This window comes from Loktanella sp. D2R18 (assembly GCF_003318235.1).
GTDB lineage: Bacteria > Pseudomonadota > Alphaproteobacteria > Rhodobacterales > Rhodobacteraceae > Yoonia.
Window position 1 is genome coordinate 1 of the sequence record NZ_QOCG01000011.1, and the last position, 18,280, is coordinate 18,280.

Genomic DNA, 18,280 nt, shown 5'->3' on the forward strand with positions numbered 1-18,280 from the left:
GCTTTGGCGCTTGCCTGTGATCGAGGGTAATTCGATGACCTCTGGCGAATGGCTTGTTGGTGCAATGTATATGGCTGCCAAGCTTTATGACCGTCAGGAAAACGAAATTCTGGCCTCAACGGAACATGGCACCAACTTCATTCAGGGCATGGTGACGGTCAAGTCGACCAAGAGCGTGGCCTTGGCCGTGACGCGCCCTGCGTCTTTGGTGACTGGCGACTTCACCTTCTAAGAGGCTTGCGCATTTGATGTGAGGTGGTTGGGCGGCGTGGTGTCGCCCAACCATGAAAGACATTTTCTGAATTGGAATATCCAGATGCTTATCAAAATGAAGCGCAGCCAATCCTGCGGATCGGGCGTTTATCGCGCTGGTTTGATTTATGAGGTTGATGAAAAGAACGTGCTCCAAAAGCGTGACGTTGATCAAATGATTGCGCGCGGGTTTACCGTCGAGACCAGCAAGAAAGAACTGGCGTCGCTAGAGAAAAAGGCTGCTGCTGAAGCTGCGAAGGTTGCTGCCGACACCGCTGCAGCAGTAAAGTCTGCTGAAGAAAAGGCGATTGCGGACATTGCTGCCGCTGTGAAAGCGGTAGAAGAAAAGGCCGTTGCTGACATGGCTGCTGCCGTGAAAGCTGCCGAAGAAAAGGCTGCCGCCCAAAAGGCTGAAGCAAAAGACAGCGCTGCAAGGGGCGGTAAATAAGATGGCCAGCGCCGTCGACCTTGCCGGGATCAAGGCTCACTTGCGGGTGGATCATGATGACGAAGACACGTTGATTGCAGGCTATCTGTCGGCGGCGCAAGCCCATGTGGTGCGGTATTTGCGGCGCGATCTCGATACGGAGTTTCCAAGCGGGTGGCCATTTGAGGCGGATCAAGCGGTGCGGATGCTGACATGCCATTGGTATGAACACCGCGCACCAACAACGGATGGTGGGGCAGGGATGCTACCTGGTGTGAAAGGTTTACTGTCTGGTCTGCGGTGTCTGTCATGAATGATCATCATGCAGGCAAATTAGATCGCCGCGTGCAGTTTGTGCGTGCTGTGCTGAACGATGATGGGTTCCAGAAAGTAGAGCAGTTTGCGGATCATGGAGATCTGATTTGGGCCAGCAAGACGGATGTCTCTGATGGCGAACGCATGAGCGCGGGCGCGGTATCCGCATCGCTCACTGCGCGGTTTGTTGTGTGCTCATCAGCCTTCACCCGCGATCTGACGGCAAAGGATGCGCTGACCTACAATGGTGTGACCTTTGCGATCTTCGGGATCAAAGAAATCGGGCGGAATTACCGTTTGGAAATCACAGCCGGTGCGGAGGTGAGCAATGGCAACGGTTAAGATCGCAGGCCTCAAAGAGCTTGAGCGTGAGTTGGAAAAACTCAGCAAGGCAGCTGGCAAAAGTGTTTTGCGGCGGTCCTTGAAGAAAGCAGCGACGCCAATGAAGGATCTGATGCAGGACCTCGCGCCGCGTGGTGACACGGCGTCGGATGATTTGGCCGATTCAATTGCCATTGGCAGCAAGCTGTCAAAGCGTCAGGCGGGATTGCACCGCAAGATGTTCCGCGATGACCGGGCTGCCGTCGAGATGTTTGTGGGGCCGGGGCCTGATCCAGCCGCATGGAACCAAGAATTTGGCAACGTGCACCACGGCGCGCAGCCGTTCGCGCGCCCAGCATGGGATCAAGAGGCGCAGCCCACATTGGATCGGCTTGGGCGCCATCTCTGGGATGAATTTGACAAATCCCTACAGCGCGCAAAGCGCAAAGCCGCCAAGGAATAACCGATATGGAAGAAGACTTACGGGCGCTGCTGTTGGCTGACAGCGGGGTGTCCAGTCATGCCGGGGCCCGCGTGAACTTCGGCGCGCACCCGCAAGGCCAGCCATTCCCAGCCGTCGTGCTGAATACCATCAGCGACAACGAAGGCTACACATTGCAAGGCCCAAACGGCATCGCGCAGGCGCGTGTGCAGGTCGATTGCTACGCGGACAGCTACGGTGCTGCAAAACAATTGTCGCGCGCTGTGCGGTCGCTGTTGAGCGGCTATCAGCACGGCGCGTTCCAAGGCGTCTTTCTCGCGGGATCGCGGGACAGCCGTGAGGGCGGATCAAATGATGCGGTACGGCCCTACCGCACCTCAATGGACTTTCTGGTCCAGTTCACAACAACTTAGGAGGCTCTTATGAGCGAACAGATTATTGCATATGGTGCGACCGTAGAGCGCGCGACAGACGGCGTTGCATTCACCAAAATCCCTGAATGCAAAGGGCTGGCGATCCCATCGACAGAAACCGATTACAAAGAAGCGACATCGCTCGACAGTATCGGCGGGTTTAAAGAATACACCAAAGGCCTCAAGGATGCTGGCGTGATCAGCGTGCCGGCGGGTTATACGGCTGCCGGGTATGAACAGCAGCTTGCGGATCAAACGGCAGAAGGCGCGATTTATTATCGCTGCACGCTCAAACCGCAGCCGTCGCAAACAACGGGCGATGTGTTCACATTCCGTGGCTTTCCAACGCCTTCGGTTGAGGGCAATGATGTGGGCGACCTGGTTGGCATGACCGTCAGCATCCGCACGACCGGCAATGTGACTTGGGTCAAAGGCACGGCGGCACCATGAACAGCAAACGCGGCGGCGTGACGCTGACGGTTGATGGCGTGGATTATCTCTTTCGGATCACAACCAATGCTTTGATCGCTTATAAAGATATGATGGGGCAGTCATTCCAAGAGGGTCTCGCGGCGATCCAGGCCAACCAAGATGACTTCCGCACAGCACGCGCGGTAATCTGGACAGCACTTGCCCATGACAAAGCCATCACAGTTGAAGATGCGGGCGATGTCATGGACGCGGTTGGGCTGCCGGCGGCACTCGCGGCCTTTACCGAAGCTGTGAGCCTGGCGTTCCCGCAACCCGAAACTGAGACAGTGGGAAACGGCACAGCGGTGAAAACCGCCAAGCCCCAAACGAAGCCGAAGACCACGCCGAAAAAGCCGACGACATAGATAATCTTCTTGGCGCGTGGATCGATGCGCGCCAGGACTACCGCCTGTTTTGGGATCTCACGCCAGCAGAGATTCTGCGCGTCATCTCAGGCGTGCGGGCGCGCGATGCTCGCGATCATGAGGCGGCGCGCATCCGGAATTACGAATTGGCCAACCTGCTCACCTTTGCGCAGCATGATCCCAAGAAAATGCCGGGGTACAAGCCGGTCAGCGCCAAACCGCAGCCTGCGTCCGATGAGCTGCAGCAGGCAAAGGCGCGTGGTGCGATGATATTATGGGCGTTGCAGAATGGGGCGTGAGGGGGGGAGCAATCAATGATTTCGAAAGTAGACGTTAGACCTATCCGCTGTCCAAATTAGAATGAGCAGCCAATAGGTCAATGAATTCAGCTTTCTGGACGGGCTTTGACAAATATCCTGTCATTCCCGCAGCGAGACATTTCTCTCGATCTTCTGCCATGGCATTCGCTGTAAGGGCTATGATCGGGGTTTTCGGCTTGCCATGTTGTCGCTCTTGTTCTCTGATTGCGCGGGTTGCCGATAGCCCATCTAATACAGGCATCGAAACGTCCATAAATACGATATCTGGCGACCATTGATCAATTGATGAAACCGCAATCTGACCATTCTCCCAAAACACGATTTCGTCAACCAAAGGCCCAACCATTTTCTCCATGAGCATGCGGTTAATAACATTGTCCTCGGCTACAGCCACGCGAAGTTTAAAATGCTGTGCTGCGTCGATTTCTTTACTTAATAGGTTGCCGGCCTCCGGAGGCGATATTGCGTGCGTAGTTGCTGTATTAATTGCGTCAACCAGATCGGTTGTTTTGATTGGCTTATTCACTAATATGCTAATTCCCAACTGATCAGCTCTGCCTTTTAGGTCTTCTAGATTGCCAGAAGACAGAAATATAATCGGTAGACTTGATGTAGAAGCATCTTTGCGTATTGCCTCTGCCAAATCCACGCCTGAACGGATCGGCATATGATGATCTAAAATTGCAATATCGAAAGGCTTGTCGGCAGGTCGTTTCGAAATAATGTCGAGCGCACCACCATATGAATTTGCCGCTTGAGAGGTCATGCCAAGGCTCTCCAACCGTTCTGTAAGGATGCGCCGATTTACTTCGAGGTCATCAACGACGAGAGCATGCTTGCCCGTAAGATCGACGGTTTCTGTGCACGACTCGGAAATTGGGGGCTCTATTGCAGCAAGCGGGAGCGAAAAGAAAAACTCAGTGCCAACATCAGGTTCGCTTTCAAATTTGATCTCCCCACCCATCAACGAGATTAATTTGCGTGTGATTGCAAGCCCAAGGCCGGTACCTTCGATTTCGCGGGTTTCACTGCTTTCGACTTGTTCAAAATCAGCAAATACCTTGTCTACTTTATCGGGTGGAATGCCGATGCCAGTGTCCTTGACCGAAAACAGTATGTTGTCTGATCCATCTATCGCCACTTTGATTTCGACATACCCCGACGGTGTGAACTTTACGGCGTTACCGATAAGGTTCAACAAACACTGCCGCAAGCGGGCGTCGTCTCCTTCAACCCAAATTGGCACGTTGTCACCGATGTCCACGCATAGCTCTAGGTTCTTTCCTTCTGCAGCTGGAGCCAACAGGACCGCTGCATCCTGAACACAAGTGTGAATGTTGAACGAGTTTTTTGAAATCCTGATATGTCCAGAATCTATCTTCGAAAAATCCAAAACATCATTTATTATGACAAGCAAAGCGCGCGCAGATTGAGTGATCGTGTCAGTCAGCGATTTTTGTTCTTTGGTTAAGTCGGTTTCGCTCAGCAGTGCTGCCATGCCTACAACACCGTTCATAGGTGTGCGGATTTCATGGCTCATATTGGCCAAAAAGCTACTTTTAGCTTTGGCTGCACTAGTAGCCGCTAAGCGGGCTTCTTCCAGCCGCAGGTTGGAGAGTTGTAAGTGACGTATAAACCACAAAATTATGGCGATCGGAACCAATGCTGAAAGCAGTAGAATGAAGACTAAAGACTTCAACAAGGACCTGAACGCGTCGAAGATGGTTTGGTGTGCGTCGGATACATCCACATACACCTCAGCGACCCCAATTACAGTTCCGTCATCAATTAGAGGAAAGTACGTTTCAGCGTACCAATTCGGTCTATTCTCAAGTGCCCTGCCATCATTGATCTTAGTCACTTGTATTCCTGTTTGGATCACATCTAGGGCTGTTTCGTTCGTTTCGTCATCTATGAGAAACGTTGCATTTGCGTCATTCACGTTGTCTGACAATAGGATGAGATAACCTTCAGCGTCGAAGATTTTGAACCTAAATACGTCTACAAACCTTTGTGCGTCATTCAGTACTCTAACTTGTTCGTCTGTTGCCGCTTCGTTGAGAATTATTTCACTAAAGCCACCAATTTGAGAAGAAAAATGGCTTACCCAAGTACGTGCACTGGCTTCCGACCTTTCGGTCAATGTGTCATAAGCCATTTTGTCCGTCAGTCGCGTCGTCATGGCGATGCTCGCGTAGATCGCTGCGGAAACTATAAGTATGATTACTATGTTCTTTTTCACACGGAATCTCCTGACTTCTAAACGGCTAGCACGGTGTAAGGGCATGGGAGGGGGAATCCCGGCTGTTAAACCACCATATCATTACCAAAGTGTAGTTGATGCAACTAATTGGTGTAAGTTGTTCGGTGTATTAGTCAGCACTTACGGCAGAGAATATGATATTGGCGCTCGATTTGTCCTAAGGTGCACTGTGAAGGATGCACCGGCGAAACTCTAAAGTAGAGATGAATAATTACAGTACGATAGGCGGCGCTGTTAGCTGTGCAGATATGATGCTTATCTCAGTTTTCATATCGGCCAGCAGCATTAGATAACCAAGCCCCATCCTTCCCACCCCGCGACGGCCTCCCGCTCGCGCCCATAGCCGTGCGCAGGCCTCATTCAAACTGGAGTTTTTACAATGTCATCATCGGTGATTGGTAGCCTGCGGGTTAATTTGGGCTTGGATAGCGCGCAGTTTGAGCGTGGTGCCAAGCGCATGGATGCGCCGCTGCGGCAAATGCGCAAGCAGTTCATGGCGATCTCTGCGGTTGCGGCAACGACGGCGACGGCCCTGGCTGGTCTGACGGTCGGCGTCGCTGCCAACGCGCAAGAAATCGATAACTTCGCCAGAGTGGCCAATACGACGCCAGAGGTGTTTCAACGCTGGGCGGCCGGCGCGCGCACGGTTGGGATCGAGCAGGACAAGCTGTCGGATATTTTGAAGGATATGAATGACCGGGTGGGGGATTTTGCCGCGACCGGCGGCGGGCCCATGGCGGATTTCTTTGAGAACATCGCGCCACGGGTTGGGGTCACCGCTGCCTCGTTTCGCGATCTGTCGGGCGCGCAAGGGCTGCAGCTGTTTGTGAGCAGCTTGGAACAGGCGAACCTGTCCCAAGCGGAGATGACTTTCTACATGGAGGCCATGGCGGGGGATAGCACGCGGCTTTTACCGCTGCTGCGTGACAATGCGGCTGCGATGGATGGCTTTGGCGAGAGTGCCGCTTCACTGGGCGTTATCTTGGATCAAGACGCGATTGCGTCACTGCGTAAAACCAGCCTTGCGATTGCCCAAGTGGGCACCGCGTTCACAGGAATGGCAAACCGCATTGCCGTGCAAGTGGCCCCATCCCTTGAAGCGCTGGCCAATGGCTTCGTGGCATCAATGCAAGAAGGTGGGCTTTTGCGCGGTGTAACCGATGCGCTCATCAATAACCTCGACCGGCTGGCTGTCTATGCGGGCGTCGCGGTCACTGCCTTTGGCACCTATTATGTTGGAGCCCTTGTTGCGGCGAAGGTCGTGACCTTTTCCTTCTCCGGTGCGCTAGTGGCGCTGCGCACGGCACTGATCCGCACCGGCATTGGCGCATTGATTGTTGTCGCGGGCGAGCTGGTGCTGCGGTTTAGTCGCTTGGTGGAAAGCGTGGGCGGGTTTGGCAATGCCCTGGGGCTGATGAAGAATGTGGCCGTTGAGGTGTTTGACCGCATCGGCAAAGGGTTCAGTCTCATTCCCCAAGCGGTCCAGGCTGGCGGAGCTGCGATGAATGCGTGGTTTACACGCGCCATTGGATCGATGGCCTATAGCTTTGTCGAGTTCACCTGGACCGTTGCCGAAGGGCTGAACGATCTGTTTGGCACGAACATCCGCGGTGCCTCTGGTGTGATTACCCAAGAATTAACCTTGGCGGCCAATGAAGCCCAAGCGCTTGCGGATGCCGCATCCGCGACGATGACCGCCACAAAGGAGGCGATGATTGCACCGCTCGCCAGCATCGCGGCAATGCGGGCGGCCACGGTCGCGGCGGGCGAAGCCATTGCCGACACCGGCACAGAGGCGGGTGCTCTCTCAGAGCGTTTAGAGGATGTTGAAACGGCTGCGGGCGGTGCGGGGTCTGAGGCGGAAAGCCTTGCCGATACGCTGTCAGGGCAGCTGTCATCCGCCTGGGACAGGGTGGCTGCGGCCTTTGGTGATTTTGTCGCCAATGGATTTAAGGATTTTAAGAGCTTTGCGTCGGGTATCAAAGATACCTTCAAACAGCTGCTGTCGGATCTGATCTCAGCTGCAACCAAGAACACCATTATGATTGGCCTCGGGCTTTCGACCAGTGGGAGTGTCGCCAATGCGGCCACGGGCGGTGTGAGCTCTGCTTTGGGTGGCTCTGGCGGGCTGCTCTCTGGCCTAATGGGCAGCATGGGCGGATCTGGTGGTATCTTAGGCGCGTTTACTGGGGGCAGTGGATTGGCTGCTGGCTTTAGCGGCCTTGCAGGCGGCAGCGGTTTGCTCGGCGGCCTTGGCAACACATTAGCCGGCACGTTCGGGGCAGGCGGCGGCATTGGCGGTTTGTTCAGCAGTATTGGTGGCGGTGCGGGTCTGATGTCCAGCATTGGTGCCGCGCTGCCCATCATCGGGATCGCAGCGGCTGCGGTGTCGTTCTTTAAGACCAAAACCACATTGCTGGATAGCGGCATCCGCGCGACGATCAACATGGAAGACGCCATGTATGAGAGCTTTGAGAAGATCCAGAAAAGCAAGTTCTGGGGCCTCTCAAAGAAGACCAGTTATAAGTACAGCGCACTGTCAGCGGCCGAGAGCGATACAATCAATCAGGCGGTGCTTTCGGTACAAGAGGGCGTGGTTGCGGCCACCGCAGCGCTGGGGATCTCCAGCGATGTGTTTGACGGGTTTACCCATAAGTTCAAGGTCTCGCTCAAAGGCTTAGATGATGCCGCCAAAGAGGCCGCGTTCACCGAGGCGCTGGAAGGGCTTGGCGATGAGATGGCCGCCATCGTGCTGGGCTGGAATACCCAAGACGAAGCGGAAGCAGTCGGCACCTCACTGATCGATCAGATCCGCGACGGTGTGTTCGGGTCTGGGGGTTTGTCTGATCTCGGCACGACGATTGCGGAGAATATCGGTGAGGGCTTTCTTGCCAACCTCAGAAATAGCGTGGATGAGGTCAGCAACAGCGTTGACGGGGCCTATGATGAATTGATGCGGTTGAGTTCATCGCTGGTCACGGTCAATGATGTGTTCCGCGACTTGGGCTTTAGCGCCTATGATATCTCAATTGCCGGGGCGCAAGCAGCGACGGAATTCTCTGATCTGTTTGAATCCTTAGAAAACTTCACCACCGCATCTGCAGCCTATTACGACCAGTTCTATACCGATGAGGAAAAGCTGGCCAATGCCTCTGCGCGGCTGACCGAGGCACTCGCGGATCTCGGCGTGAACTTTGTGCCTGATACCAACGCGGCCTTCCGCGAGATGGTGGAAACGGCGATGCAGGGTGGTGATCTCGATCTTGCCGCGAGCCTGATCCAGCTGGCGCCGGTCTTTGATAGCGTCACGGATGCGGCCAATGCCTTGGAAACTGCCGCCTTGGAAATGCGCGGTGCCTATCAGCTGGATGGATCCGGCTATGCCACCGCCTTTGATGCCAAGATCGCCTATGAGGCGGCGAACCAAGGCGCAATCACGCAAGACCTGATTAACACGCAAAACGAAGAACTGCGCAGGCAGTCGGCCTTGTTGGCGGCGATGCAAAAGGAACTGGTGAAGCAATCCAATGCCGCCAGCGACAGTAACGTGCAAAGCAGCTTTGGATAAGTAGATGAACATTATCAAACCCGTAGACTATGCGCTGACCAGTGTCAGCGAAGCCGAAGACGACGCCGCTGTTTGGGATGCGGCCACGACTTATAACTTCGGCAACCCGGTGATGCAGGATGGTCTGGTCTATGTCTCAGCGATTGATGGGAATACAGGGCTTGATCCATCTTTAGAAGAACAAGAGCTGACGGGCGTGCGCTGGGTGCTGCGCGGTGCCACCAACATCCGCAAGTTCATGGATGCATCATTGTCGACGCAGACAGTGGGGGAAGGCCCGCTGATCATCGAGGTCACGGCCTCTGAACGCTTTACGGCACTTGCTTTGTTTGGGCTGGAGACGTCGGAAACAACGGTTGAGATCATCACCGGGGTGACGACCACGACTGCGGCCACGATTGTCACGGGGGCCGAACCCGCAAACAACTGGTGGGATTGGCTGAACACAGTCTTTTACGCCAGCACGGATCGCCTTGTTCTGACGGGGCTCTCTGGGTTTGCGGGATCCACGATCCGCCTGACCATCAACGGTGGATCACCAGCCTTGGGCAGCCTTGTTGTTGGGCGCGTGATCAGCATCGGCACTTCGATCATGGATGGGGCGACCAAGCTGCGCCGGCGCACCTTCACCAAAATCGATACCAATGATTTTGGGGATGTGACCGTGACCCGCCGCGCGATTGCGCGTGATGTGACCTATGCGATTGTCGCGGATCGCGCGGGCTTCGGGGCCAAAGCGCAGTTCTTGGACAGTGTTGACGGGGTGCGGGTGGTGACCTTCGCGACGGATGGTTGGGAGCAGTTCATCAATTACGGGTTCATCACCGATTGGGAGCTGCCTGCCAACATGCCCAATCATTTTATGTTTGAAATCACAACACAGGGGGTCAGCTAATGCCCAGTACAACCATTGCCAACTTTGATGCGGGACGGATCCCGGATGTCTCTGATGAGGCCAACTTCCACGCCGATGCGACCTATGTGTTTGAGCATATGGCGTCAGATATTATTCCTGGCATCAATGCCAATCTGGAGTGGATGAATGCGGCGCTTGCTGGGGCTGAAACACTTGTTGATGCGGTCGCGGATTTGCAGGGCTTGGTTGGGGATACAACGCCTTTTGCGAAGACGTTGCTTGACGATCCAGACGCGACAACCGCGCGCGCAACACTTGAAGCGCAAGTCTACAGCGCGAACCTGACAACGGCCTTAGCTGCATACACGTTGCCAGAGATAGCTGGGGCAGCCGGGCAGTTGCTTTTCAATTCATCGGCAGGGATGGCTGCTTGGTCAGACATCGGCGACCTCATCGCAGGGCAGGACTTCGGGGCAGTCGGAACATACGCGTTTCTGACGAACCCTGTCGCGACGGCTGACACCATTGTTGCAGGGTCTACTTACGCAGGTTCGGGGCTGTACCCGGCAGGTATCCGGAATAATAATGGCGTAAGCACAGGGTCAGATAATCCTGACACGAACGCTGACGCTGGCATATGCCACGCACTGCCTGCGATGTCTGGCACGTGGCAAGCGATGGGGTCGTTTACGGAAACGTTGACACGACGTTCTAAAACAACACTGTATTTAAGGATTTTGTGATGGAAGTTCGAAACGCTGCTTACAACGCGCACGGCGGAATTGACTGCGAAGTGAACCACCCTAGTTTGGGTTGGGTGCCTTTTACGGCATCCTTATCGGACACGAATGCACACGGAAAAGCGTTGTTCACCGATCTGAGCGTTCTGGCCACGCCCTACATTGGACCTGTCCCTGATGGGCCTGACGCTATGCTCGCCGCATTGCGCGACGCGACAACGATTACACGTCGTGCCTTATGCATCGCTTGCCGCGACGCGGGGCTGCTTACAAACACCGAGGCGATTGCAGCTGCGCGCGGCGACTGGCCTGCCTTGGTGATGACCGCACTTGACGGTTTGACCGATGATCAAAAAGCGGATGCGCAAATGGAATGGAGCGACGTCACAACAGTCCGCCGGACGGCACCGCTGATCCTGCTGCTGCAAGACCACCTGAATTACACCGACGCGCAGGTTGATGCGCTGTTTGGGATTGGTGGGCAGGGCTGATGGATGTTGATCTCAAAGACGTGCTGGCCTGGTGCGCAACGGCGGTCGCGATGGCCGGTGCGTTCTTCCATCTCAGAGGCCGCGTTTCTGTGATCGAGGCGCTGCAGAAACGTGACCGCGAGGTCGTGAAAGACGGCTTCAAAGAGATTAAAGACGGGTTCCGCGAGATCAAGGATGGTCTGCAGCGGGTCGAAGACAAGCTTGATAACAAAGCCGACAAATAGCGCCTTTTACTTAACATTGGAGTGATCGGAATGATCAATGATTGGAAGGCCACCGCCCTGGGCGCGTGGTCTATGTGGGCGTTATACGCCCTGATTTTACTTGAGGCTGCACCCGAGGTGATCGGTGCCTTGGCCCCAGACATGCAGCCCAGCGATGGGGTGATGACCGTGCTGTCGATCATCGCGGTTGCCTGCGGTGCGGTTGTACGGTTGCTGGCGCAGCCTAAGCTGGAGACAGACCAATGAGCGCCCGTAGCAAGGCTGCCGGCGGCATCGCCGGATCCGCAGCAGCACTGGCGCTGGCCATAAACTTCATCGGCGGCTGGGAGGGCAGCGAGACCACCGCCTATTGGGATCACTTTGGCCAGGTCTGGACTGTCTGCAGCGGTGAGACGCGCGGCGTGGGGCAGGGCGATCGCTACACCCAAGCGGAATGCGACGCGATGCTGGCCGATGGGATCTTGGATTTTGAACGCCAGCTGGATGCCTGCCTGACCGATGAAGACAGCATTCCGGTGAATGCCAAGATCGCCTTTGTCTCTTGGACTTACAACGTCGGCGCGGGGGCTGCGTGTGGATCCACGCTGGTGCGCAAAGCAAACGCGGGAGATCTTGATGGGGCCTGCCGTGAGCTGCCGCGCTGGAACCGGGCAGGCGGGCAAGTCATTCGCGGGCTATCCAACCGCCGGGGTGCTGAGCGCGTAATGTGCCTTGATGCGTTGGATGCGTCCTGATGTTGGGATATCTGACGGGCGGTCTCGCGGCCGTGGCGGTGGCATCACTGGGATATGCAGGCGTTCTGCGCGCTGACCGGGTCGCCCTGCAACAGGACGTAGTCAGCCTTCAACTTCAGCTCTCCGCATGCGGCGGGCGGCTGCAAACAATCCTGGATGATAAAGGGTCTGACCATGCCGTTGACCAAATGCCTGATACTGATCTTATCGCTGTCCCTGATCACTGGCTGCGCCCCTAAACCGGTCCTGGTGCCAGACGGTGCTGCAGACTTCTGCGACATCGAAGAGCCGCGGCGATTTACCCAAGAGGAACTGGATTGGCGGGCTGCAAATGCGCCCTGGAACCTGCGTCGCGATTTCAAAACAAACACCAGTTGGGAGCGCGAGTGCGCGGATCTTGATGTTTGAATTTCTGTCGTTGCTTGGCCACTGGTTACATCTCGCGATTTGCACGCTTGGCTACATTACATTTGCAGTCATCATGTTGGCGCTGATCGATGAATTGCACGCATGGTTGACGCGCGGAATGTCGGCACGACCGCGCCCAAAAGGGCAGGGCGACGTAGCGCGATAGCGGTTTCATTGATTTGGTGTATAACAGCCCTCAACCAAAATGGTGATTGACGTGACCCAAACTCACACTTATGGCGAGCCACTTGATGATGTCGCTGCTTAGGCAACGTCTCGCTTGCTAAAACCTCCAGAAAATCGTGGAACGATTGCTTTGGAAAACCCCTGAAAATGCAACGTTACTTAAGTTTCGACGACTTTTCTGAAGCGTCACAAGTGCATCGATATTCGTAACATGATCGATGGCTGGAAAACCCTTGGCGCGTGAGTTGCAATCCAATTAGCAGTATGTCATTTAGTAATTACACACTTAGGTTGTGCCTTTGAAGCGCTACTTGGGTCAAATAAAGTGAGCCAGTTTTCGCAACCAAACGACATATCTTGAGGGAACCCGAAACAGGGTAGTTTGCCATTTAGACACGATCAACCTTCTACGGTTAGCATACCTTGTTGGGAGCATACACTTCAACTGGCCAAGCTAGCGTCAGATATCTGTCATGGGCTCTTCTGTCACCGCTGTGGGCCAATGATTCTTTAAATATATAGTGTGCAATCCCACGACAAAAACTTTCACGGACCAATTCCATTGCTGCAACTAAAAACAAATAATGTGAGACAGATCATGAATAAAAAAAATACAAAAGGTAACAATCTGATAGTCTCAAAAAATGAAGCAAATAGTCAGATCAAGCTTTCTATAATAGTGCCATTCAGGGATGAAGGCGTCGCGGAATGGTACTTGCCTCGTTTAGAAGCATTGTGCAGTCAGTTCCCGAAATTGGATGACATGGAATTCATTGTGGTTGATTCTGGCTCGGTCGATGACGCGCAAGAAAAATGCCGTAATATCTGTCAGAAAACCGGCGTGGCCTACCATTATCATGATACTGCAGGGCAGACGTTTTCTATCGGCGCTGCACGCGATTTTGGAGCGTGTAAAGCTTCTGGTCGAGCGGTGACCTTTTTTGATATTGATTGGCGCGTCCCAGACGATTTTTGGCCGCGCCTATTATCATTTATGAAAACGTACGGTATCTCGGATTACAAAAAGCGGTTCTTTGTCATTCCCGCACTCTATCTGACCGAAACGGGCACGCAAGAATTTCAAGAGACAAATGATGATAATCGGTTTCAGGAATTTTATCTGCGTTGGTTAATGGGTGATACCGACAGTATCCAAAACATGGCGCCATGCTCTTCCGTAATGGTCGTCGATCGTTATCACTATCTCTCGATTGGGGGACACAATCCCGCATTCAAAGGGCATGGATTTGAAGATTTTGAACTTCTTCATCGACTTCTTGAGGAGGAAGGTCGTTTGCCCAAGCCAGACGTATTTCAGAAGGATGCTAAGACTTGGGATACGGCAACATATAACGGGTTTCGGTCTCGTCTTGCTTTGCTCGGACGGCCAGCCATGCTCAGTAATTTATTTGTAGTTCATCTATGGCACCCGCGCCCCAAGACTTTGAGCTTTTATAACACGCAAAAAATGAAAGATGCGAGGGGAATGGGCCCTGAGTTGTTGAAAGAGTTTGATCGCACAGGAAATCATCCCACGGCATTACTCCCAAGTGAAACGCCGGCAGGAAATGTTTTGATTTTGGCGCAGGTCGGGACAAATGTCGCACGTTGCGTGCGCGAGATAATACCCAGCCTAGGCAATCCAATCTATATGAGTGAAAGCGACTTTCTTGATACGGAGAAGGACCTAAATCCAAAAAAAGTTAAAGCTTTCATGGATCATCATTCTATTAAGCGCATTGTTTTTCCAAACCCGTACGGAAACACACTTCGTAAGTCTCTTTATGATTGGTGCCGAGCGACAGGGTTCCCATATCTATCATTTGAGCGTGGCGCATTGCCTGATAGCTGGTTTTTGGATCCCAATGGGTGCAACGCGGACTCGAGCAGCTATGATCCAGAACACTGGGATCATCCGTTGAGTGAAAGTGAAAAAAAGAACGCGGATACATATATCAACGAAGTTCTTTCATCCGACGCGGCTCTCGAACAACAAGGCATGCGGATCGGTGCAGAGGCTCTTGCCGAACAGCTCAAGCTTGGCGGAAAGAAAGTTCTTTTTGTACCGTTGCAGAGACCAAGCGACACTGTGACAACCTATATGGCAGGTGCTGCGGGCAGCTGTACAAAGTTCCTCTCCAAAATCGATGAAGTTTCGGCTATTCTAAAAAGCATGGGGTGGGTTGTCCTTTGTAAAAAGCACCCGCTTGAAGTCGTGACACCTGAGTTGCACCATGCCCAATATGTCCCTCAGGACACTCACTTTATGGATCTGCTAGAGCTTTGTGATGCGACTGCTTTGATTAACTCTGGGGTTGGCCTGTATGCGATGATGATGGAGAAACCATGTTATGTTTTCGGTGATGCATTCTATCAGATTGATGGTGTCAACAAAGCGGTTGGTGATATTCCTGCGGAGGACGTCAAACGTATAGTTCTTGACGGATATAACGTTGATCGCAATGCGATGTTACGCTTTATATCATACTTGACCGAGACGTTTTATAGCTTTGGCCAACCACAGTTGAAAGAATACAGAGAGTTAGATGGCTCTTTGCGCAACCGAACTACAAGCATTGATTTCTATGACTTGAAATTGATGGGACGTGAACTGTGTAAATATAAGAAAGAGTATTGGCTGCCTATATCCAAAAGTGCGCCTCTTTTTGAGCGCTATAAGCTTGATATTGTACAAAAAAACAAAAAACCCGCAACATCGAAACCCGTAGCACAAAAATCGGCGACCGCACAGCTTCCGGAGCGGGCTAAAGTGACGCAGGCTACCACTAATACAAGTCGTCGCTCAGCGAAATTTGAGAAGCTAAAACGCGATCCAAAAGCTTTTTTCCGTGACAGTAAATCTGTATTTTTGTTGCCGGTAAGAAAGCTGTTATGACGCAGTGAATACAAGGTGGGCGTCCAGCTCTTGCGCTTCGAGGCAATCCGCTGGGAGGGTCGTGGGGAGCTGAGGTCGAATTCGAATTATACTTAAGCTCCTTCCTTGTACTAAATGAAAATCAATGTTGGCTTGTCGTATTTTCCGATAACACAGAGGCGAGGAAGAATGTCTACATCAACTATAGCAAAGTCTGCGGGTCTTAAATCTTCCTGTCAGATCGAAGATCCTGTTCACGTAGGACCAGGATGTGTTGTCATGGCGGACATTATTGGTAGATATTGCTTCGTTAATGCAAATACCTGTATATTTGATAACGTTGAAATCGGGCGTTTCGTGACTTTTGCGAGAAATTGTCAAATCGGCGGTGTCGAGCACCCGATTCATCATGTTACAACGAGCTTCTTCAAAATATCACGGAATTGGTTTCCTGACGATCCATTAGCTCAATCATGCGATTTGATCAAAAACACGAAAGGCCCCTCCCGAAAAAGAGACTCGAAAATAGTTATCGGCAGTGATGTGTGGTTTGGGGCAAGTGCTATTGTGTTGAAGGGTATTCAGATTGGAACCGGAGCGGTTGTCGCTGCTGGCGCGGTGGTTACGAAGGATGTTCCCCCATACGCTGTCGTGGCGGGCAACCCTGCGAGGCTTCTTCGTTACAGGTTCGATGATACCATCATAGAAAGACTTTTGGCATCAAAGTGGTGGGATTTAGACCCTGAGCGAATTTCTCAGTTGCCGCTGGATAACGTCGAGCGTACTTTGGAAATGCTCGAGGAATAAGCTAATAGTGGCCACATTTATGGGTAGACAGGTAGTTTTTTATCTATTTACGATTGCAGGAGGTTTGACAAATGCAGATCTATTGAACTCGTTGTTGTCGCTCTCCTAACGGCGCAAGATCTCGCCACTATCGTTCTTGTACCGGGTTACGATTTATGCACCTGATTGAATGTATTACAAGATTTTGATAGTAATCCGTTCAAAGAAACAGCCGAGCATCATGGTGCGAACGTAGCGTACCCCATTTCGAATAATTTACGAAAACTATAAATATTAGTTTATCTTACATATCGTTAAGATGCCCTCCATCGGCACCAGTATCAACTTCTTAAACCTTCCGCGTTATACGAATAGGGGCGAAACCCCGACCGTATTGCGGTGCAAAACAGATCAAAAATTGCTCAAATTAAGGTAATTATGCGTAATGCCTATACTTTTGATGCATTTTGTAGCAAGCCATATTGATTACGCTCTCTGCACAGTGGTATCGGATTTTAGCTTTCGTTCCGGTTTCGAACGGATTTGACGAGTAGTACGCAGGACGTTTAAATGAACATGCCAAATCACGATAATGCGCTGCGAAATGGGTCAGCCGCCAAGCAGTTGCCAAAGCAATCCAAGAAGGTTGTGCCGTGCTTTACCCCTGGTACAGCCATTGCCACCCCGCGCGGTGAAGTCTTGGTCGAAGACCTGAAGGTTGGCGCGCGCGTCCTGACCCGCGATAACGGCATTCAGCACATTAGCTGGGTCGGTCACAAAGACGCCACCGCCGAAGATCTGACAATCACACAAACCATCCGCCCCATCTTTATCAAAGCAGGGGCCTTGGGACGCGGTCTGCCAGAACGTGATATGCAGGTTTCACCTTTTCACCGGATGTTGATCGTTTCCGAACTGGCGCAGATGTATTTTGAGCAAAACGAGGTACTGGTCTACGCCAAAGACCTGCTCAAGCTAAAAGGCGTTGGCGTCGCACCGATCCAAAACGTCAAATACATCCACTTTATGTGCGAACATCACGAAATTGTCCTGTCAAACGGATCATGGACAGAGACATTTCAACCCGGCGACCATTCCCTGCAAGGTGTAGATGGCCCGCAGCGCGAAGAACTGTTTCGGCTCTTCCCGCAGCTCGCGACAATGGAAGGGCGTAAAAATTACCGCGCTGCACGTAAGACATTGCAGAAAAAAGAAACCAAGCTCTTGGTTACTGAGATGTCCGCCAACTAGCCCAATCTGCGGGCGTGTCGAGGTCAAGTAAAGCCTGATCCCCAATGGCGACCAAGTGGACGCGATCGCGGTGCGCGGCGATGATCTGCGCCGCACCTTTATCACCTGTTAGCTGCGCAAACTTTGGACGCAATGACCCATCAAAAATAATGGGATGTCCCGGTTTGCCTGTCTGCGTTGCGCCGCGCCAGATCAGCGCAGCGGGATGTGCGTTGCGGGCCTCCAACAACGCGTCCATATCTGGCGCTTGTATGTCGACAAGATCCGCTAGCACCACCATAAAAGCATCCTCATCTGGCAGCGCCGCAACACCGTCGCGCAGGCTTGCGCCCAGACCTTCAGTGGCATTGCGGACCACAACGATATGCACATTGAGATCGCTAATCACTTGGGCGCGCGGGTGGTTAACTGCGGGCAGGGTGACAAATACCTGCTGCCCGGTCGCAAGCGCACGTAATGCCTGCGTGCGGATCAACGCGTGGCCCTCAACCGGCTCCAGTAGCTTGTCGCGCCCGCCCATGCGGGTCGATTTGCCCGCAGCAAGGATCAGGATCGGGCAGGGCGCGTGCATC

At 53.0% G+C, this 18,280-nt stretch carries 23 protein-coding genes; 21 read left to right on the plus strand and 2 right to left on the minus strand.

Going from position 1 to position 18,280, the window contains the following annotated elements; translation table 11 throughout:
• The 9 genes from DS901_RS06625 to DS901_RS18695 form a co-directional block, all read left to right on the plus strand.
• Positions 1–232: phage major capsid family protein (locus tag DS901_RS06625; RefSeq protein WP_181820797.1), on the plus strand; the 232-nt coding region annotated here is incomplete at its 5' end.
• 84 nt (positions 233–316) lie between these two features.
• Positions 317–700 (plus strand): hypothetical protein, encoded by a 384-nt coding sequence (locus DS901_RS06630; RefSeq protein ID WP_147249873.1) that lies wholly within the window; start codon positions 317–319, stop codon positions 698–700.
• A 1-nt stretch (position 701) separates the two neighbouring features.
• Positions 702–992: a head-tail connector protein gene (locus DS901_RS06635; protein WP_113776159.1), complete on the plus strand. Its 291-nt coding sequence runs from the start codon at positions 702–704 to the stop codon at positions 990–992.
• Positions 989–1,336: a phage head closure protein gene (locus DS901_RS06640; protein WP_113776160.1), complete on the plus strand. Its 348-nt coding sequence runs from the start codon at positions 989–991 to the stop codon at positions 1,334–1,336. The genes DS901_RS06635 and DS901_RS06640 overlap by 4 nt, the downstream gene beginning before the upstream one ends.
• Entirely contained in the window at positions 1,323–1,778 is a 456-nt protein-coding gene (locus DS901_RS06645; RefSeq protein WP_113776161.1) for an HK97 gp10 family phage protein, read from the plus strand. The genes DS901_RS06640 and DS901_RS06645 overlap by 14 nt, the downstream gene beginning before the upstream one ends.
• Positions 1,779–1,783: 5 nt before the next feature.
• A complete protein-coding gene (locus DS901_RS06650; protein WP_113776162.1) occupies positions 1,784–2,170 on the plus strand; it encodes a DUF3168 domain-containing protein in 387 nt (128 codons plus the stop codon).
• Positions 2,171–2,179: 9 nt separating this feature from the next.
• Positions 2,180–2,620 carry a phage tail tube protein gene (locus DS901_RS06655; RefSeq protein ID WP_113776163.1) on the plus strand — a complete coding sequence of 147 codons (441 nt, stop codon included), beginning with the start codon at positions 2,180–2,182 and terminating at the stop codon, positions 2,618–2,620.
• Complete coding sequence (locus DS901_RS06660; protein ID WP_113776164.1) at positions 2,617–3,006, plus strand: hypothetical protein; 390 nt, start codon at positions 2,617–2,619, stop codon at positions 3,004–3,006. Before DS901_RS06655 ends, DS901_RS06660 begins: the two co-directional genes overlap by 4 nt.
• Positions 3,007–3,152: 146 nt before the next feature.
• The gene (locus DS901_RS18695) at positions 3,153–3,305 is read left to right on the plus strand and encodes a hypothetical protein (RefSeq protein WP_181820798.1); all 153 of its coding nucleotides are present in this window, start codon (positions 3,153–3,155) and stop codon (positions 3,303–3,305) included.
• A gap of 40 nt (positions 3,306–3,345) precedes the next feature.
• Here DS901_RS18695 and DS901_RS06670 read toward each other — a convergent pair whose 3' ends face one another.
• A complete protein-coding gene (locus tag DS901_RS06670; RefSeq protein WP_181820799.1) occupies positions 3,346–5,568 on the minus strand; it encodes a hybrid sensor histidine kinase/response regulator in 2,223 nt (740 codons plus the stop codon).
• A gap of 400 nt (positions 5,569–5,968) precedes the next feature.
• Here DS901_RS06670 and DS901_RS06675 point away from each other — a divergent pair, with 400 nt between their 5' ends.
• The 12 genes from DS901_RS06675 to DS901_RS06730 all read left to right on the plus strand — a co-directional run bounded on the left by DS901_RS06675 (position 5,969) and on the right by DS901_RS06730 (position 17,708).
• Entirely contained in the window at positions 5,969–9,157 is a 3,189-nt protein-coding gene (locus tag DS901_RS06675) for a hypothetical protein (RefSeq protein WP_113776167.1), read from the plus strand.
• 4 nt (positions 9,158–9,161) lie between these two features.
• Positions 9,162–10,052 (plus strand): hypothetical protein, encoded by an 891-nt coding sequence (locus DS901_RS06680; protein WP_113776168.1) that lies wholly within the window; start codon positions 9,162–9,164, stop codon positions 10,050–10,052.
• The gene (locus DS901_RS06685; protein WP_113776169.1) at positions 10,052–10,756 is read left to right on the plus strand and encodes a hypothetical protein; all 705 of its coding nucleotides are present in this window, start codon (positions 10,052–10,054) and stop codon (positions 10,754–10,756) included. The genes DS901_RS06680 and DS901_RS06685 overlap by 1 nt, the downstream gene beginning before the upstream one ends.
• Complete coding sequence (locus tag DS901_RS06690) at positions 10,756–11,244, plus strand: hypothetical protein (protein WP_113776170.1); 489 nt, start codon at positions 10,756–10,758, stop codon at positions 11,242–11,244. The genes DS901_RS06685 and DS901_RS06690 overlap by 1 nt, the downstream gene beginning before the upstream one ends.
• The gene (locus DS901_RS06695; RefSeq protein WP_113776171.1) at positions 11,244–11,468 is read left to right on the plus strand and encodes a hypothetical protein; all 225 of its coding nucleotides are present in this window, start codon (positions 11,244–11,246) and stop codon (positions 11,466–11,468) included. The genes DS901_RS06690 and DS901_RS06695 overlap by 1 nt, the downstream gene beginning before the upstream one ends.
• 30 nt (positions 11,469–11,498) lie before the next feature.
• Positions 11,499–11,714, plus strand: a complete 216-nt coding sequence (locus tag DS901_RS06700; RefSeq protein ID WP_113776172.1) for a DUF7940 domain-containing protein — start codon at positions 11,499–11,501, stop codon at positions 11,712–11,714.
• Positions 11,711–12,202 (plus strand): lysozyme, encoded by a 492-nt coding sequence (locus DS901_RS06705; protein ID WP_113776173.1) that lies wholly within the window; start codon positions 11,711–11,713, stop codon positions 12,200–12,202. Before DS901_RS06700 ends, DS901_RS06705 begins: the two co-directional genes overlap by 4 nt.
• On the plus strand, positions 12,202–12,441 hold the full coding sequence (locus DS901_RS06710) for a hypothetical protein (RefSeq protein WP_113776174.1): 240 nt from the start codon (positions 12,202–12,204) through the stop codon (positions 12,439–12,441). Before DS901_RS06705 ends, DS901_RS06710 begins: the two co-directional genes overlap by 1 nt.
• A 161-nt stretch (positions 12,442–12,602) precedes the next feature.
• Positions 12,603–12,776, plus strand: a complete 174-nt coding sequence (locus tag DS901_RS18700; protein ID WP_181820800.1) for a hypothetical protein — start codon at positions 12,603–12,605, stop codon at positions 12,774–12,776.
• A gap of 618 nt (positions 12,777–13,394) precedes the next feature.
• The gene (locus tag DS901_RS06720) at positions 13,395–15,692 is read left to right on the plus strand and encodes a glycosyltransferase (protein WP_113776176.1); all 2,298 of its coding nucleotides are present in this window, start codon (positions 13,395–13,397) and stop codon (positions 15,690–15,692) included.
• Positions 15,693–15,860: 168 nt separating this feature from the next.
• Complete coding sequence (locus DS901_RS06725) at positions 15,861–16,478, plus strand: xenobiotic acyltransferase family protein (RefSeq protein WP_113776517.1); 618 nt, start codon at positions 15,861–15,863, stop codon at positions 16,476–16,478.
• A 549-nt stretch (positions 16,479–17,027) separates the two neighbouring features.
• Positions 17,028–17,708 carry a Hint domain-containing protein gene (locus DS901_RS06730; RefSeq protein ID WP_113776177.1) on the plus strand — a complete coding sequence of 227 codons (681 nt, stop codon included), beginning with the start codon at positions 17,028–17,030 and terminating at the stop codon, positions 17,706–17,708.
• Here the strand turns inward: DS901_RS06730 and DS901_RS06735 are convergent.
• Positions 17,686–18,279, minus strand: a complete 594-nt coding sequence (locus tag DS901_RS06735; protein ID WP_113776178.1) for a nucleotidyltransferase family protein — start codon at positions 18,277–18,279, stop codon at positions 17,686–17,688. The two genes, DS901_RS06730 and DS901_RS06735, sit on opposite strands and share 23 nt — an antisense overlap.
• Position 18,280: the final 1 nt, after the last annotated feature.

Excerpts from the sequence above, each read along its gene's own strand:
- DS901_RS06630 (WP_147249873.1), top strand. The coding sequence starts at position 317 with ATGCTTATCAAAATGAAGCGCAGCCAATCCTGCGGATCGGGCGTTTAT.
- DS901_RS06635 (WP_113776159.1), top strand. The coding sequence starts at position 702 with ATGGCCAGCGCCGTCGACCTTGCCGGGATCAAGGCTCACTTGCGGGTG.
- DS901_RS06640 (WP_113776160.1), top strand. The coding sequence starts at position 989 with ATGAATGATCATCATGCAGGCAAATTAGATCGCCGCGTGCAGTTTGTG.
- DS901_RS06645 (WP_113776161.1), top strand. The coding sequence starts at position 1,323 with ATGGCAACGGTTAAGATCGCAGGCCTCAAAGAGCTTGAGCGTGAGTTG.
- DS901_RS06650 (WP_113776162.1), top strand. The coding sequence starts at position 1,784 with ATGGAAGAAGACTTACGGGCGCTGCTGTTGGCTGACAGCGGGGTGTCC.
- DS901_RS06655 (WP_113776163.1), top strand. The coding sequence starts at position 2,180 with ATGAGCGAACAGATTATTGCATATGGTGCGACCGTAGAGCGCGCGACA.
- DS901_RS06660 (WP_113776164.1), top strand. The coding sequence starts at position 2,617 with ATGAACAGCAAACGCGGCGGCGTGACGCTGACGGTTGATGGCGTGGAT.
- DS901_RS06675 (WP_113776167.1), top strand. The coding sequence starts at position 5,969 with ATGTCATCATCGGTGATTGGTAGCCTGCGGGTTAATTTGGGCTTGGAT.
- DS901_RS06680 (WP_113776168.1), top strand. The coding sequence starts at position 9,162 with ATGAACATTATCAAACCCGTAGACTATGCGCTGACCAGTGTCAGCGAA.
- DS901_RS06685 (WP_113776169.1), top strand. The coding sequence starts at position 10,052 with ATGCCCAGTACAACCATTGCCAACTTTGATGCGGGACGGATCCCGGAT.
- DS901_RS06690 (WP_113776170.1), top strand. The coding sequence starts at position 10,756 with ATGGAAGTTCGAAACGCTGCTTACAACGCGCACGGCGGAATTGACTGC.
- DS901_RS06695 (WP_113776171.1), top strand. The coding sequence starts at position 11,244 with ATGGATGTTGATCTCAAAGACGTGCTGGCCTGGTGCGCAACGGCGGTC.
- DS901_RS06700 (WP_113776172.1), top strand. The coding sequence starts at position 11,499 with ATGATCAATGATTGGAAGGCCACCGCCCTGGGCGCGTGGTCTATGTGG.
- DS901_RS06705 (WP_113776173.1), top strand. The coding sequence starts at position 11,711 with ATGAGCGCCCGTAGCAAGGCTGCCGGCGGCATCGCCGGATCCGCAGCA.
- DS901_RS06710 (WP_113776174.1), top strand. The coding sequence starts at position 12,202 with ATGTTGGGATATCTGACGGGCGGTCTCGCGGCCGTGGCGGTGGCATCA.
- DS901_RS18700 (WP_181820800.1), top strand. The coding sequence starts at position 12,603 with ATGTTTGAATTTCTGTCGTTGCTTGGCCACTGGTTACATCTCGCGATT.
- DS901_RS06720 (WP_113776176.1), top strand. The coding sequence starts at position 13,395 with ATGAATAAAAAAAATACAAAAGGTAACAATCTGATAGTCTCAAAAAAT.
- DS901_RS06725 (WP_113776517.1), top strand. The coding sequence starts at position 15,861 with ATGTCTACATCAACTATAGCAAAGTCTGCGGGTCTTAAATCTTCCTGT.
- DS901_RS06730 (WP_113776177.1), top strand. The coding sequence starts at position 17,028 with ATGAACATGCCAAATCACGATAATGCGCTGCGAAATGGGTCAGCCGCC.
- DS901_RS06735 (WP_113776178.1), bottom strand. The coding sequence starts at position 18,279 with ATGCACGCGCCCTGCCCGATCCTGATCCTTGCTGCGGGCAAATCGACC.